Origin of the sequence: Termitidicoccus mucosus (assembly GCF_038725785.1) — a bacterium.
GTDB classification, from domain to species: domain Bacteria; phylum Verrucomicrobiota; class Verrucomicrobiia; order Opitutales; family Opitutaceae; genus Termitidicoccus; species Termitidicoccus mucosus.
The window spans coordinates 3,198,538-3,214,491 of sequence record NZ_CP109796.1; the positions used below are offsets into that span (position 1 = coordinate 3,198,538).

General features: G+C 59.8%; 12 protein-coding genes. 5 read left to right on the top strand and 7 right to left on the bottom strand.

All coding sequences use genetic code 11. The features are described 5' to 3' along the window. Window positions 1–63 precede the first annotated feature (63 nt). Window positions 64–2,790, top strand: coding sequence for a UvrD-helicase domain-containing protein (locus OH491_RS11325; protein ID WP_068771310.1), 2,727 nt, complete (start codon window positions 64–66; stop codon window positions 2,788–2,790). 327 nt (window positions 2,791–3,117) lie between these two features. Here the strand turns inward: OH491_RS11325 and OH491_RS11330 are convergent, their stop codons facing one another. After that, a complete protein-coding gene (locus OH491_RS11330) occupies window positions 3,118–3,648 on the bottom strand; it encodes an ORF6N domain-containing protein (protein WP_068771309.1) in 531 nt (176 codons plus the stop codon). Window positions 3,649–3,771: 123 nt separating this feature from the next. Further along, entirely contained in the window at window positions 3,772–4,026 is a 255-nt protein-coding gene (locus OH491_RS11335) for a helix-turn-helix domain-containing protein (RefSeq protein WP_084442366.1), read from the bottom strand. A gap of 131 nt (window positions 4,027–4,157) precedes the next feature. Between OH491_RS11335 and OH491_RS11340 the strand changes: the two genes are divergently transcribed. The 4 genes from OH491_RS11340 to OH491_RS11355 all read left to right on the top strand — a co-directional run bounded on the left by OH491_RS11340 (window position 4,158) and on the right by OH491_RS11355 (window position 9,283). Then, a complete protein-coding gene (locus OH491_RS11340; RefSeq protein ID WP_342751022.1) occupies window positions 4,158–4,484 on the top strand; it encodes a hypothetical protein in 327 nt (108 codons plus the stop codon). Window positions 4,485–4,626: 142 nt separating this feature from the next. Continuing rightward, window positions 4,627–5,721 carry a TonB-dependent receptor plug domain-containing protein gene (locus OH491_RS11345; RefSeq protein WP_334319461.1) on the top strand — a complete coding sequence of 365 codons (1,095 nt, stop codon included), beginning with the start codon at window positions 4,627–4,629 and terminating at the stop codon, window positions 5,719–5,721. Window positions 5,722–5,829: 108 nt separating this feature from the next. Continuing rightward, the gene (locus tag OH491_RS11350; RefSeq protein ID WP_145928909.1) at window positions 5,830–7,722 is read left to right on the top strand and encodes a TonB-dependent receptor domain-containing protein; all 1,893 of its coding nucleotides are present in this window, start codon (window positions 5,830–5,832) and stop codon (window positions 7,720–7,722) included. Between the two features lie 382 nt (window positions 7,723–8,104). Further along, window positions 8,105–9,283, top strand: a complete 1,179-nt coding sequence (locus OH491_RS11355; RefSeq protein ID WP_068771305.1) for an epoxide hydrolase family protein — start codon at window positions 8,105–8,107, stop codon at window positions 9,281–9,283. Between the two features lie 81 nt (window positions 9,284–9,364). On the opposite strand, the gene OH491_RS11360 is transcribed toward OH491_RS11355, so the two are convergent. The 5 genes from OH491_RS11360 to OH491_RS11380 form a co-directional block, all read right to left on the bottom strand. Beyond that, window positions 9,365–10,660, bottom strand: coding sequence for an MFS transporter (locus OH491_RS11360; protein ID WP_068771304.1), 1,296 nt, complete (start codon window positions 10,658–10,660; stop codon window positions 9,365–9,367). 244 nt (window positions 10,661–10,904) lie between these two features. Further along, window positions 10,905–12,566, bottom strand: coding sequence for an FGGY-family carbohydrate kinase (locus tag OH491_RS11365; RefSeq protein WP_068771303.1), 1,662 nt, complete (start codon window positions 12,564–12,566; stop codon window positions 10,905–10,907). 118 nt (window positions 12,567–12,684) lie between these two features. Continuing rightward, on the bottom strand, window positions 12,685–13,614 hold the full coding sequence (locus OH491_RS11370) for an alpha/beta hydrolase (protein WP_334319460.1): 930 nt from the start codon (window positions 13,612–13,614) through the stop codon (window positions 12,685–12,687). Between the two features lie 53 nt (window positions 13,615–13,667). After that, the gene (locus tag OH491_RS11375; RefSeq protein ID WP_342751023.1) at window positions 13,668–14,585 is read right to left on the bottom strand and encodes an alpha/beta hydrolase; all 918 of its coding nucleotides are present in this window, start codon (window positions 14,583–14,585) and stop codon (window positions 13,668–13,670) included. Window positions 14,586–14,633: 48 nt separating this feature from the next. Further along, complete coding sequence (locus OH491_RS11380; RefSeq protein ID WP_068771300.1) at window positions 14,634–15,950, bottom strand: sialidase family protein; 1,317 nt, start codon at window positions 15,948–15,950, stop codon at window positions 14,634–14,636. Between the last annotated feature and the right edge of the window lie 4 nt (window positions 15,951–15,954).

The window sequence follows — 15,954 nt, forward strand, 5'->3', positions numbered from 1 at the left end:
ATCCATTGATTTCTATTGGGTTAATTTATAGGAATTTCTGTAATGCCCCGATGGCATCCGCCAATGAGCATCAATCCCAAGCCCAAGTTGCTATTTCACAATCAAGGTGCTTTTCTAAAATCGCTGAAGGATATGCGGCGCTCTGGCGGTCCGAAGCAACAGGCAGGCGATCAGGTGTCCCAGATCATCGGCGACTTTACACTTAACGGCGCGACGTTGGCGAAACTAACGAATCATGGAGAAAGCAGAATCCCACACTGTGTGAAATACGATCTGCGCGGCAGCTGCCGACTGGTTACTGTCCAAAACGATGGGTGCATATGGTTCCTGTTCGTTGGCGATCATGACGACGTGGACCGCTGGATCGATGCTCATCCCGGACTTACTGTCGCCGCAGACAAGAAAAAGAAGATACATCAGCCCATCGTCAGCGCGCCCGGGACCACGCAACTGCCATCGCAAGGACTCATCGCAAGCACAGATGACCGTCCCCTGCTTAATCGAATCCCTTTCCCTGAGCTTGAGCAGTTGCTGCCTCAGGCAAAGCTTCGCAGGGATTTACGAGATGTGCGGGAAGAGACGGACGACGATACGATCCAAGAGATCGTCGAGTGCATCGGTGATTATGGGGTTCAGTCACTTGTTATCGATCTATTCACGCATCTCCGGAAAGGGGAGGTCGATGCCGCGCTCACTCGTATCGATCTCCATTTCGGGCGTGGAGTTGATGTGGTTGCCGAGCCAACAAACCTTGATGCAGCGCTCGCGACCGGGGAAAATTCCGAGTTGGTCACCGATCTTACGAGTTTGTCGCAGGCGGAACGCGAGCGACTGCTTTCTGATGACTTTGAACCGTGGCTACTTTGGCTACACCCAGATCAGAAGCGGGTCGTCGAAGCTGATTTCGATCTCCCTGCCGTCCTCAAGGGTGTTTCCGGATCAGGTAAGACTGTAATTCTTATCCATCGCGCACGTCGGCTGGCGCGGAAGTATCCGAATGAGACCATCGGCGTTTTGACTCTCAACCGTTCACTGGCGCGGCTGCTGCAGAACCTCATAAACAAGCTATGCGTCGATGGCGAGCAGACTCGCATCAAAGTCGAGGCCTTCTATGATTACTTCAAATCGGTCCTTCAGCATCTTGGAAGCGAAGCTTACCTGAAGGAGTATCTGCATGATGTTGTCCAATCTGAGCCTATCGCCCGGACTTTGGAGCGCGCGCTGGAAATGCACCAGAGTCTAGCGAACGACTTCAGCCCGCAGAGTGGCGAGACGCTCGATGATACATGGAACGAGTATTGGCAGATCGACGAAGACGAATTCCGACGGACCCGAGATGCAGTAGTTGAGGCGATCAAGCGCCGAGGCGAATATGATGTGAAGGCCTACTTGCGGGACGAATTTACCTTGATTCGCAGCGCATTTCCACGGGCAAAAAGGAACCGCCCCGGGACGGGTGAAAGCTATTACGAATATAAGCGTGAAGGGCGAGCCATCGAACTCATTGAAGGAGTCCGGCGAAACGTCCTCCGTATGCTCATGCGCTATGAGGAATACATGCTGGCTGGTGCAATGATGGACGAATTGGCCTTATCGCAAGCGATCATCCCCGCGCGCGTCCTATTGCGCGAATTGCCAGAGTCACTTAGCCGCCGATGCCTTTTGATTGATGAGTTTCAGGACTTTTCGACTCTGGAGCTATCCTTGCTGAAACAAATCCCGACCGAGACTGAAAATGATTTGTTCCTCGCTGGCGACACGGTCCAAAAAGTGATGGTGAAGGATTTTAATCTAGGTGCGGCATTATTAGACAGAAATTACGTCCGCACTCGAACGATCACAAAAAACTATCGAAATAGTCGGCAAATTCTCCAAGCGGCACACGAGTTGGTGAAGCACTACGGAGCCATTGCTGCGAAACATGAGCAGAGCATAGAGGTGCTTGATCCGGAACTGGCAGTTCGCGAGACGGCACCGCCAATCGCAATCAAAGCGACTGAACCGGTGGACGTAGCATGGAAAATGGCCCATGAATGGGTGGCAGCCGGCGCACGAGAATCTTGGTCAGTATGTATCGTCAGTGCGAATCCACTGACCCTGCCTCCGAGCCGCATCCTTGAACTCCGGCCGGAAGGAATACAGGCGGAGTGTCTTTCCGGCGACTATTTCCTACATCGGGATCGAATGGTGGTAGGCACACTGAGTGAAGTGAAAGGCTTCGAGTTCAGCCTGATCATTATCGTGGAGTGTGACCGCATGCTATTGCCAGACCGCTCGATTCCAGAGGAGGAACAGTGGCGGGACGCCCTGCGCTTGTATGTCGCTATGACTCGTGGTCGCGACCAGGTCGCGTTGATCTACAAAAACGAGCCCTCGGCTTTTTTGGACAAGATGAAAGAGCAGCTCGTATGGCGTGAGGATGCGTTTAATTATACCGGGCCTCGAATGTTTGCTGGTGCAGCAACACCCTCGCACCATACTCTGAAACCGACACCGGTAGTCGTGCCCAAAGTGGTCCTTCCCTCTGCGCCTTGGCCAGAAGGTCTCTCTCCAAATGCAAAGCTCTGCCTCCTCCGTTATTTTGAGCAACGCATCTATGTTCCGAAAAAGGAGCACGAGCCAAGCCCGGCACACATGCGCCAGTGTTATGGTCGTTGGCTCACTCCAAAGAACGTAGATGGCATCGCGGTTTCTCGGTTATTCGGTGAAGGCTCTTTTCGCCGAGATGTTGCAGAGGAAATCCATCGAGAACTCGGCCGCCACGGTTTCAAGTTAGTTTGGGACCGGTGAGAAAAGCTAAAAGGGAAAAGCTAAGGGCAGTCCAAAGGGGATAGGGGCAGTATTGTTGACTCTTGAAAGACAAGCCGCGTGGTGAGCGCGTCTTGTTTCGAGTCTTGCCCAAGACGAATCGCCAACCGCTTCCATTCCCCAAAAAACTATTGCCTCGCGGATGCGCGAAGCGCGGCCGGCCCGGCGCGAAAGCTGACGGGGTCAGGCTTGCTTTTTGCGATTAACGAAAGAGCAGGAATGATGATTATCTTCGCGTATGGTGCGTAAACTGCGAATTGCATACCCCGGCGCAGTCTATCATGTCATCCACCGAGGCATTTTGCGCATTCACTCATCGGTGTGAACGAATCCGATTTTTCGTTTGTGGAGTGGACCGTCCGGCATTGTAAGGTTGCGGATAGCTTCAATGAGGGCAGCGATTTGCTCATCGTGCGCGCCCAAACGCGCATCCAGTTCTGCTAATTTTGCGGTCAGGGCCTTGTGATTCACCATCATTTGCCTGAGTTTAATGAAAGCTCGAACCACCATGACGCCCATTTCCTCGGCGGTGGTCGAATTGATCACATTCGCCGCTTGAATTGCCCCATGCTCGGTGAATGCATAGGGTAGTGTGCTGCTAAATCGCAATTTACCAAGGTGGTCGCATTTTGCGACCACCTCTGACTTTTCCTCCGGTGTTAGCTGGAAGAGAAAGTCCTCTGGAAACCGTCGTTGGTTGCGCTTTACCTGCTCATTCAGACGTTTCGTGGTGACCCCGTAAAGTTGGGCCAAATCGCTGTCGATAAGCACACGCTGACCGCGCAGCACGAGGATTCTGGATTGGACATGCTCCACGGGAATGAGATCAAGAGGTAACATGGTAGGTTCTTATCGTTGTGCAACTTTCGGGACATGCAGCACAATGCGCTTTTTTGTCTTGAATACAATAGTTTTACACCTGCTGAGTAGGAAAGGTGGTCAGAACAACTCAACCCGGTGCCTTCACTTCTCTTCAGCAAGCAGGACCTCGTAGGAGCAGCCGATGGCTCTGCGGATGCGGCGTAGGGTTGATATCAGGATCGTTATGGCGCCAGCTTCGATTTTTTGGATTGTGCGGGGGGCCAAATCGGCCGCTTCGGCAAGTTCTTCTTGAGTCAGCCCCGCGAGTTTTCGCTGCAATTGAATATTGGAACCCACAATACTCAGCCAGCGAGAGTCGGTTTGTTTGGCACGTTGGGGGGATGGTTCTTTTTTCACGCCCCATTAGGGCGTATTCAGGGCTTGACTGAACACGACCCAACAGGTCGTTATATGTAAAAATAAATACCCCATCCAATTCGACTCAGGCAACTTCTCGCCTACCTCAACCATGAAACCCCGACAGATCCTTGGGCCTGCATCTGCAGGTTGTTTTTCATCTCGTTGGCATTGACCGCCTATTTACCGATTTCGTCGTCGGTCTCCGCCCGGTCACCCCACGCTGCCCTGGACATCGTGCTAAATCAGGCGGCAATCGTTACGGGTTGGCTCTCTTCGGCCTCGCTCCTACGGAAGACGAGTCTAGCAGACGTTTTTCTTCGGCATTGATCGCGGGAGAGCCTTCACCGAACCACCACCGGATGATGTTTGCTGCATATTCAGTCGGATTGCTGCTCAACGCTCCGCTGCGTCGCTCGATCTCGGAGGCGATGTGTTCGGGCAAGCTTATGGTGTAACGACGCTTCTCTGCCATGCTTGGAAATCTGGCTGTTTCAGAAAAAATGGCACTTGCTTTATTTGAAATCATATGCTTGCAGTAACTTTCATATGCTGCTTACGTTTCGGCGTTGGCTTAAACCTCAACCTTACCCGCAACCCATGAAATCCCTCGCATTGTTTCCATATCATGCCTTCGCATCCCCACGGCGCTACGTCGCAATCGCACTGTTCTGCCAACTGATGCTCTCCGCCCAGCAAACCCAGCCGCCGTCCGTCCGCCCCGCCCTTGCCCCGGACAACGACGAAGTCGTCGTCATGAGCGAGTTTTCGGTCAGCTCCACCAAGGACAAAAATTACGTCGCGTCCGAGTCGATCACGGGCACGCGCGTGGCCGCGAAAATCCGCGACCTGCCGTTTGTCGTCAACGCCGTCACCAGCGAGTTCCTCCTCGACTTCGCCGCGTTCGACATGGACGCCCAGCTCGGCTGGGTCGCCAACATCTCGCCGACTGACATCAACGGCAGCCTCATCCTGCGCGGGTTTGCCAGCACGCCCTACGTGGACGGCTTCCGCCGCCTCGGTCCGCTCGACCTCGTGGACACCGACCGCATCGAAATCATCAAGGGCCCCGCCGCCTCGATCTACGGCCAGACGCTGCCCGGCGGCGTGGTCAACTACACCAGCAAACGCCCCGAAACCAAGCGCCGCCAGCGCATCTCGTTTGCCGTCGGCAACGAAAGCCAGTTCCGCGCCGACCTCTCCTCGACCGGTCCCGTCGGCACGAGCACCAAATTCTACTACCTGGTCAACCTCGCCACGCAGAGACGCCATTACGAGCAGGACTGGGCCAGCCAGAAACGTCATACCATTTCCGCCCAGCTCATGTATAAGCCCGACGCGAAAACCAGCCTTTACATGAAAGTCTCCGGACAGAAGAGCCGTAACAACGACCGCCAGAGCATCCCGTGGCTCAAGACCTCGACGGCCGGCTTCTACACCGACAACGGCGGCAAGCTCGGCCTGAACGCCGACGGCACGCCCCTCAAATACACCTACCCCACGCTCAGCTACGACGCAGCCACCGGCGCCTACGCCACGGCCACCGCGACCGCCAACCTTCCGCTCAAGGAAGTCGTCGTCAAATACAACGCCGCGCCCGACGACCTGAAAAAATACTACGATTATCTGGAAAACCCCGCCGCGTGGAGCGCCCCGCTCGCCCTCTCGACCGCGCTCTCCACGACCAATTCCTAGGACCGCCTCGCCACCGAGTGGCCCGACCTGCACACCAACGGCACGCTCGCCTACACCGACACCACGCTCAAGACCGCCGGGCTCGGCGGCGAACGCCGCTGGAGCGATTTGCTCTCGTCGAAATTTACCTTCGACTACTTCGGCAGCCCGAGCGAACAGCAGACCAACTCCGGGAACCAGATGTATTACACCGACCCGAACTACCCCGACGGCAACGTCGGCGGCTCCACGCCCACCTGGCGCAAACGCAAATCCGACGGCCTCTCCGCGCAGCTCGACAACATGTTTTCCTTCAAGACCGGTCCCGTCCGCCACAAATTCCTCATCACCCTCGATTACACGCACAAAAAGGACAGCGACCGCCGCCTCACCACCGACACCGGCAGCAGCTTCCCCTCAAACGACCTCAGCGCCAGATACATCATCCGCGACAAGAACGACAACAGCGTCATCTATCCCCTCACGCTTCCCCTCGGGCCGCGCTCCACCGGCGTCCTCCGCTGGAACACCGCCGCCCAGTCCGCCACGCAGCCCATTCCCCAATACAGCTACTACGAAGGCGAACAACTCCTGCCCTGGCCGCACACCGATTACAGCTTCTGGTTTCCCACCTACGACGACTACTCGCGCCTCTACGTCCGCACCTCGAACGACACCATTGGCAAAAGCGACGACTACGGTGTCTTCGCCAGCGAACGCGCCACGTTTTTTGACGGCCGCCTCATGCTCCTCGTCGGAGGCCGCTTCGACCAGTTGCAAAACAATTTCCAGAACCGCGCCTCCACCGACCCTGCCATGCGCGCCAGCGCCTGGGATGACCACGCCTTCACCTATCAGGCCGGGCTCACCGGCTACGCCACCAGAAACATCATCCTCTTTGCCAACGCCAGCTCGGCCTACAACCCCAACATGCAGGTCGTCAGCAAACGCGTCTCCACCGTCACCTACGACGACGACGGCTATCCCACCGGCGAATCCGACGTGCGTTTTCTCTCGACCGTGCTGCCCAACGAAGAAGGCGACGGCTACGAATTCGGCACCCGCTTCGTCCTCTTCAAAGACCGCCTCAACATTACCGCCAGCCGCTTCGTGATCAACCGCGACAACAAGGTGGACAGCTACACCAATGAGTTTGGCATCAGCGAATACGTCGGCAACGGCTCGCAGCAATCCAAGGGCTACGAAGTCGAGTTCAACTGGGCCGTGACCGGCGCCCTTCAGGTCAACGGCGCCTATGGCTACAACGACACCCGCTACACCAGGAACAGCCTCGCCTACCTGGTCGGCGCGCCCACCGCGCAGAATGCGAAAAACAACTATTCGCTCCTCTTCCGCTACCGCTTCCGCAACGGCGCGCTCAAGGGCCTGAGCGTGCAGGGCGGCGTGCGCTACTATGACCGCTCGCTCATCAACGTGGGCAGCGGCGGCCTGATCACGACCAATCCCTACGCGACCGGCAGCTACAAGCCGCTCCTGCGCAACGCGCGCATGGGCACGGGCGTGCTGCCCTTCCCGACGCTCCCCGAAGGGCTCGTGATCCTGAGCCGCACCTGCACCGTGTCGAGAATCGACGGCGCCGGCAAACGCGTCGGCGGCGAGGAGCCCACCGGGGCCATAAACCCCAACACCGGCGCGCTCATGGTGAACAACCAGCTGGACAAAGGCTTCACGCCCGGCGTCAACATCCCGTCCGACTGGATCTCCTACACCGGCCAGCCGATGGAGGCGGGCAGGACGTATTATATAATCGACGGCGACGGGCAGACGAGCGCGAGTTACATCTACAAGGCGAACATAGACGACAACCGCGCCAATGTGTATAATCGGAGTTACGCCATCTACAACATCGGCGCGTCCTACACCTTCAAGACCGGCAGCCGCTGCGCGCACGCGCTGCGCTTCAACATAAGCAACCTCTTCGACAAGTTCTACACCTACGGCAACGGTGTCCGCGGCTACGGTCGCGAGTTCTCCGTGGGCTACTCGGTCGATTTCAGATAGCGGGAAGCCGACATGGCCGCGCCTGGATTCTGCCATTGGGAAAGGCAAAACTGACGGAGTCAGGCATGAATGGCGTTTAGTTAAAAGAGACGCTTGCGCAAGGAGCGGCGGCGTCCCGCCGCCGGACGAGGCGAAAGCCTCGCCCGTTTGCGCGCGTTTTATCGAGATATGACGGGCACGCGTTCCGCGTGTCGGGCGGCGGGACGCCGCCCCTCCCTGCGCAAGCGTGCTTTTAACAACAACCGCCCTTAATTGGCGTCGTTCCCGGCCTGACTTCATCAATATTTACCCTTGATTTCCTAAAACACCTGTCTCACCACATCGGTCAATCCGCCAGACTGACAATCCATCCGATCCACATTGGGATGACTCGATCAACACAATGGCTAAAGTCACACCTTGTCCCGAACCATTCAGCCTGCAAACAAACCCTGCGGACCTTGAGGATCTTCGGGCGCGGTTGCGGATGACGCGGTGGGCGGATGCGCCTGAGGGGGCCGGGTGGTCGGCCGGGGCCGAGCTTGGTTATCTTCGCGAACTGACTGACTATTGGATGAACGGGTTTGATTGGCCGACGCAGGAGAAGGCGATGGGCCGCTTGTCTCATTTTCGTGTCCGGCTTGTAGGTTTTCAGGATGGGTATGTTCATTTTGTGCATGTCAGGGCGGCCAAACCGTCTCAAACCACCTTGCCCTTGATTCTCTGTCACGGCTGGCCGGATTCGTTTTGGCGCTATTTGAAGGTGATCCCGCTCCTCACCAACCCCGGCGCATACGGTGGCGATCCGGCGGATGCGTTTGATGTCGTTGTGCCGGATATGCCCGGCTTCGGATATTCCGACCGGCCGCGCAGGCATGTGTTGAATTCCATGGAGGTCGCGGATCTGTGGGCGGAGTTGATGGATGTTCTCGGCTATGGCCAATTCGGTGCCGCGGGTGGCGACATGGGCAGCCACGTGAGCCGGTTTCTGGCGCTCAATCACAGTGCGCGGCTCGTGGCGGTGCATCGCATGGATGCAGGCCTGCCCAGGTTTGCCGGAGATCCGCAAAAACTCACGGCGGAGGAACGGCATTGGATGGAGAGTGCCGCCAAATGGGCTGCAAGCGAAGGCGCTTACGCGGCCATGCACAGCACAAAACCCCAGACTGCGGCTTTCGGCCTGAATGATTCGCCTGTCGGCCTTGCGGCATGGATTGTGGAAAAACTTCGCGGATGGAGCGACTGCGGCGGTGAGATCGGGCGCAGCTATACGAAGGATGAAATCCTCACGAACATCATGATCTATTGGCTCACGGAGACAATCGGATCATCCATGCGAACATATCGCGCGAATGCCGCGATCCCTGCGGAGCAATACACCCGGCGGGTGGAAGTGCCGTCGGGATTTTCGCTCTTTCGCGGAGACGTAATCCTCCCGCCGCATGCGTGGCTCAAACGCGTGGCGAATGTCGTCCGAATCACAGAGCCACCCCGTGGCGGTCACTTTGCCCCCTTTGAGGAACCCGAACTCTACGCCCAGGAATTGCGCGATTTCTTCCGTCCTTATCGGATACGGGTGTAGTTTGGGGAAGGGTGTCGTTCGTAGTGTTGGAAATGTGAAAAACAGCCATTCAAAATAGCGAGGAACTATTTTTAGATCCCCTTAAATATCTGCCCGCTTTTTCCCGTAGCGCTCCTCCTCGATTTCCTCGAGCGTCTTGCCGCGCGTTTCGGGGGCGAGCGCCACGCCGATCAGCAGCGCGATGACGAGAAACACGAGCATGGTGACACCGGCCACCTTGAAGCTCAACTTGGCAAGAATCGTGGGGAAAACAAACGACCAGAGCCCCACGCCCACGCGCACGATAAAAAACATCGCGCCCTGCGCCCCGGCCCGGTAGCGCGTGGGAAACAGTTCGCTGGCCCACAAGCCGTAAAATGCTTGCGCGCCGATGCCCGCCGACAACCCCCAGAGCGTGACAAACACGAGGAGCATGCCCCAGCCCATGCCGCCGAAAGTGAGCACGACCCACGCGATGACGCCCATCGCGGCCCCGATGCCGTAAAGCAGGCGGCGGCTCATGCGGTCCCCGAGCATCATGAACCCGCCCCAGGTCGCCGCCACCGTCATCGTCCAGAGCGCGGCTTGCAGGAGATTCGCCTGCGCCTGGCCCAGCCCGCCGACGGTTTCATAGACAAAGGGCATGAAAAAGCCCATCGCCCCCGCCACCAAGTTCCAGAAAAAATAAATGCCGAGCAGCAGCGCCAGTGGACGCCGGTTGACCTTGTCGGCAAACAATTCGACATACGCATGGCGTTTTTTCGTCCCTGCGTCCGGCTCGCTTTCCTCCCGCGCCTTTTCCTTTTTCCAGAGGCTGGATTCCGCCAGTCCCTGGCGGATATACCAAGTGATGAAGGCGATCACGAACAGGTGCAGAAAAATGATCCGGTTGCCGAGCAGCCCCAGCGGCGCGAGCAGCACCGCGAGGACAAACGTGATGGCCGGGCCGATGGACCAGGCGAGCTGGGCGGTGCCGACATGCGCGGCGCGTTTGGCGTGGGGTGCCTCCTCGGCGATGTAGGTCCACGACGCAGGCACGCCGGCGCCAACGGCGATGCCGGTCACGATGAAGCCGGCGAGCAGCATCGGGAAATTCACCGAGGCGGCGATGACCAGCACGCCGAGCATGTAAACGATCAGGTCGTAAGTGTAAATGAACTTGCGCCCGTATTTGTCGCACAGCCAGCCGCCCGCCAGCGCGCCAAAGGCCGCGCCGAAGGCGTTGGCGCTGAGCGCGCCCAGCAAGCCCACCATGAAGTTGTCCAGGCGCAGGTATTCCGTCCACAGCGAGAGCCCGCTGGCTCCCGCGATGATGGACCCCGCCTCGATGTAGTTGGCCATCGCGACGGAGATGGTCGCCTTCCAGCCGGTTGTTTTTTTGCTGCCGATGCCTGCCATGGGTTTGTTTGGGTTGATGGGTAAAGGTGCAACCAATGCACCGGCGCGACCGGGACACAAGCCAGGGAAAGCATGACAGTCAACGCGAGGCCGAAACCGGAAGCGATGTCGGACGAAGCGGCGGCGTCTGCATGGCCGTCCACGCGAAGGCCGCAAGACGCCGCGCCGCCGCGTGAGCGACTGGGAGCGCCGGCTTCCAGCCGGCAGGTTTTTCCCACCCGCCCCTCCATCGAACGCAGCGCGCTCACGCCTTCGCCATCAGCGCGCGGCAGGCGAGGAAGTCCTTGTGCAGGCGGTGGAAGACGGCGTATTTGGAATCATGATACGCCGCGACCCTGCCGCGCGAGGGCGCGATCACCTTGCCGGCGGCGTTCATCTTTTCCATCACGGCGAGCAGGCCGCCGTCGCCGCGCGCGGCCACCGCGCCGAGCACCGCCGAGCCGAGCAGCACGGCCTCGGGCTCCTTCGGGAGCACGAGCTTGCAGCCGGTGATGTCGGCATGCTCGCGCATGAAGACACGGTTTTTCGTGCCGCCGCCGCAGGCGAGAAGCATGTCGATCCGGTAACCCTTGCGGTTCATCTCCTCGACGATGTGGCGCGTGCCGTAGGCGAGCGCCTGGATCGTCGCGAGATACTGGCGCGCGAGATCGTCGGCGGTCGCGGAAAGCGTCAGGCCGGAAATGATGCCCTTGAGCGTTGGGTTCGCGCGCGGCGAGCGGTTGCCGTGGAAATAGGGGAGCACGTGCAATTCGCGGGTGAGCGCGGCCGGATGCGGGAGTTTTTCCGCAGCGGCCATGGCGTCGAGGCGGTCGTTGAGCAAATCGAAAATGCTTTTGCCCGCCTTCTTCGCCTCCTTCATCAGCGGACCGGACGCGGGGTGAGACTGGATGATGTGGTCAATGAGCGCGCCGACCGCGGACTGGCCGCCTTCGGTGAGCCACAGTCCGGGAATCATGGCGGAGAAATACGGGCCCCAGATGCCGTGGATGAAACGCGGCTTTTCCGAAGCGGCCATGTGGCAGGTGGACGTGCCGCCGATGAGCGCGAGGCGGTGATTGAGCGTCGCGGGCGTGACTTTTTCGCGCCCCAGCCTGGCGCCGAGCATGCCGAGGCCGCCGGCGTGCGCGTCGATGATCGACACGCCGACGGGCGTGCCGGCGACGAGGCCGAGTTCCTTCGCGGCCCTGGCGCTGAGGCCGTCGCCGACAGGCTCGCCCATGGGACGGACTTTTTGGCCGATGCGCCGGAAGGACTCGTCCGCGAGGTCGCCAAGCCCGATTTTGCGGAAATAGCCCGCGTCCCAGCCCGCGCCGTCGGGGCCTTTGTGGCCGAGGTAGGTCCATTTGCAGACGACGGAGCAGAGCGAACGCGTGTCGCTGCCGGTCGCGCGGTAAGTGAGAAAATCGGGCAGGTCGAAGAAGCGCGCGGTGGCTTTCCATGCGGCGGGCAGGTTTTCGCGGAGCCAGAGGAGCTTCGGCGTCTGCATCTCGGGCGAGATGACGCCGCCGACGTAGCGGAGCACGGGATGGCGGGTGGCGTTGATGCGGCCGGCCTGCGCGATGGCGCGGTGATCCATCCACACGATGACATTCTGCGCGGCCTTGCCGGTGGTGCTGAGCGAGACGGGGCGGTCGGCGGCGTCGAGCGCGACCAGGGAGCAGGTGGCGTCGAAACCCACGCCCTTGATGTCGGCGGGATTGACGCCGGATTTCGCGAGTGCGGCGCGGGTGGCGTCGCAGCAGGAGCGCCAGATGTTGTCGGAGGATTGCTCGACATGGTCGGTCGCGGGTTTCCACATCTGGATGGGGAAACTGGCCGAACCGGCCATGTTGCCATTTTGATCAAAGATACCGGCGCGGGCGCTGCCGGTGCCGACGTCGATGCCGAGGTAATAGGTGGTGTTCATGATGAAAAAATCGGTTTTTATTCAACCACGGGAAACGCGAAATCACGCAAGAATCATAAAGGTGAATTTGGAAAGCCCGGGGAACAGCAAGGGGCGCAAAAGCGGCGGCGCCCCGCCCTCACGGGAGCGCGTCGAGCCATTTGACGAAATCGTCCTTCCACCCGCCGGTTTCATGGCCGGGGGCGCGGCCGAGCGAAAAGCCGTGCGAGCCGGTGTTGTATTCGATGAGCGTCACGGGCACGTTCACCTTGCGAAGCGCGTCGGCCAGCAGACGGCTGTTCTCGATGGGCACGACCTTGTCATCCTTCGCGTGGACGAGAAAAAACGGCGGCAGACCCGGGCGAGCCCGGCGCTCCAGCGAATACTCCGCGACGCGCTCCGGCGACGGCGACGGGCCGAGAAGGTTGTCGCGCGAGCCTCGATGCGCATAGGGCGGGTCCATGCAAATGACGGGATAAAGCAGCGCCACGAAATCGGGCCTTGAGCCGTCCCCGGCCTGGCCGAAAAACGCCGTGCTACCCGCGAGGTGCCCGCCCGCCGAGCCCCCCATGATGCCGACGCGCTTCACCCCCCATGCGGCGGCATGGGCGCGCGCGTAACGGATCGCCTCAAGCGCGTCCTGCTGGCTGAGCGGCAGCGCATCGCCGGTGACACCGGGTTTCGGCAGGCGATATTTCAGCACGACAACCGTATAGCCGAGCTTTTGGAAATAGCGGGCGATCCAGTGTCCCTCGCGGTCGATGACGACCGCGCCGTATCCGCCGCCCGGGCATGCGACAATCGCCGTGCCGCGATTGTTCTCCGGCGCGGGCCGGTAAATGGTAAGGGTGGCGAAGGTGGTTTCCAGCAGGGTGCGGTTGAATCCGTGATCGTCCACACTCCGCGGGCGGAAGACAACCCTCTCGGCCGGCGATTCGTTTGCCTTCAGGTTCGGGTCGATCGGCCGGAGCGGATACTCCTCGACGGTTTGCGCGCCAAGGGAGGCGATGGAAACCAGCAAAAATACAGCGGCGAGGAAATGGAGGCGGGACCCTGTTTTTGTATTCATTTTATGAAGACGGATGAGCATCGGGGTTTTAAATGATTTGGCAAACGAAGACCCTATAGGCCGAAATGTTTTTTCATGAAGGCGACGCCCTCGGCGGGAAAATTGTGCCCGTCGCTTTTGTGCGCGACCACGCACTCGATATTAAGCGCGTCCATGTGCTTTTTCAGATACAGGCCGAGATTCGGATGGTGGATGCCGGTGCCGGCGCGACTGCTTGGCGGCACGGCGGTTTTCGGTTCCGTATAATATGCATACACCGGCGGGTCGTCCTTCGTCAGATAGGTGATGGGCGCGGCCTGCCCGTAAAGCCGGTGCGCTTTTTCCGAATCCGCCTCGCCGGGCTTCAGTCCATACATCGACACGAGCGCCTGATGCCGGGACGCGGCCTCGCCCGCGACTTCCCGGATCACGCGCGGATCGTAGGTCGGCTGTGCGCCGGCGACAACCACGCACGACACGCGTGTCGATTCGCGCGCGACCGGATCGTCGCTCTCCCGATCGGCCAGATCATCGTGAAACGCGATCCAAAGCGACGTGCCTGCCCCGGCGGAGCTCCCGATGAGCGCGACCCGGGCCGGGTCTATGTTCCACGCCTTCGCCGAATGCCGCGCAAACTGGAGCGCCCGCGCGCAATCCATATAGTGGCCGGGAAAGGAAACGTCGGGTGAGAGCCGGTAATTGGCCGCGGCCACCGTGATGCCGGCGCCCAGCGCCTCGCGCAGCACGGCGGGCCAGAGGTTGCCCTTGTCCCCGGCGCGAAAGCCTCCGCCGTGAAAATACAGCAGCAGCGGCGCGGGCTTGGCGGATTTCGCGAGCCACACGTCCATGACATTGCGCGCATGCGGGCCGTAGGAAACGTTGGCGAAATCCGGCGGCGGGAGTTTCGAGCGCGGGCCGTCCTGCGCGTTTGCCGCAAACGGCGAAGACAGGACACCGGCAAGCAGGATGGCGAGAAGGGCGGCGGGTTTCATGTTCATTTTGTATATCAAATGGGCTTCGCAAATAAACTCCCGCCGGAATCAATAAACAAGCTCGCGAAAGTTTTTCACGCGGTGAAAGGTGATGAGGTTTCCGTTGTGCGCGCTCTTGGCTCGCTTGTCGCCGCTGCGGGAAAGGATGACAAGATCGTCGCCGTCGATGTCCATGCTGGCATAGTGGCGCGAGGTCCGGCCGTTTTCCCCCGAGGTCGCGACGAGACCGGCAAAGCACCAGTCGACGAGATTCCTGGAAAAGTGCAGCACCAGACGCTGGCGCTCGTTGAAGGCGAGGTCGAAGCGGTCGGGCGGAAGCCGGTCGGCGCGGCGCATCGAATCGGTGGCCTGCGAGCCGAGCAGCCAGTAGAGCTTGGTTTTCGCATCGTAGAGGACATGGAAACGCAACTGCCCGCCGGGCACGGGCAGAAAGAGCATGTGCTTGCCCGAGGGAGCGTCCTGCAGCGACATGGTCATGCTGCCGTCATCGTTCTCGACGACCTTGGTCAGGCACGCGAACCCCGTGCCGCCCGTGTGCGCTCGGGCGAGTATATGAAAGGTGCGGCCTGACGGATCATACCAATAATGATCGGGGTCGAGGATTTGCACGACCCCCGGCTCGACCCAGCCGATGGGCGAAAAGCTGCGCTTCGGCGCCATCGGCTGGCGGTTGGGATAACTTTGCGGATAAAAAGGAATCCCGACATAGTCGATCTGCGGATCGTTCTCGCGCGTGCCGGGCAGCACATCGGAGAACACCAACCGGCTGGAAGTCGTCCAGTTTTGCGTTTTGGTGAGGTCCGACTTTTCCGCCGCGCGCAAAAGCACGAGCGCCTTTTCGGACGGCGCCCAGGCATCTATTTTCCGGCCCGCCAGTTCGTAGGCAATATAGACATTGCCCTTCGCGTGCCAGACATTCGCCGGAGTCTGCTGCCAGACGAGCTCCTTTCCGGTGAGGTTCACCGGGGCCGACCAGGTCTCGCCGTCGTCATCGGAGCGCGAGATGGGCAGGCCGGCGCCGGTCGCCAGATAATACAACGACCGCCCCGCCTTGAAAACGCGCCCTTGCAGGCTGGGCAGCTCGGCGCGCTGTTTCCATGAGCGCCCGCCGTCGTCGGACGTAAGCAGAACCTCGCGTTTCGGCTTCTTGGCCGAGTGTCTCGAATAGGCGGCGACCAGACGCCCCGAGTCCAGCCGCAGGATGGAGGGCGAATAGAGCGGCGTGTTCAGAGGGTCGTCAGATTCGCCCACCACGACAAAGTCATCCGCCAGCGGACGGACCGGACCGCCGGCCTGCGAGGCGCGAAGAGCCACCGTGCCAAAGAGCAGCAGACCGGCCAGGATACGAACGATATGAATATTCATTGGA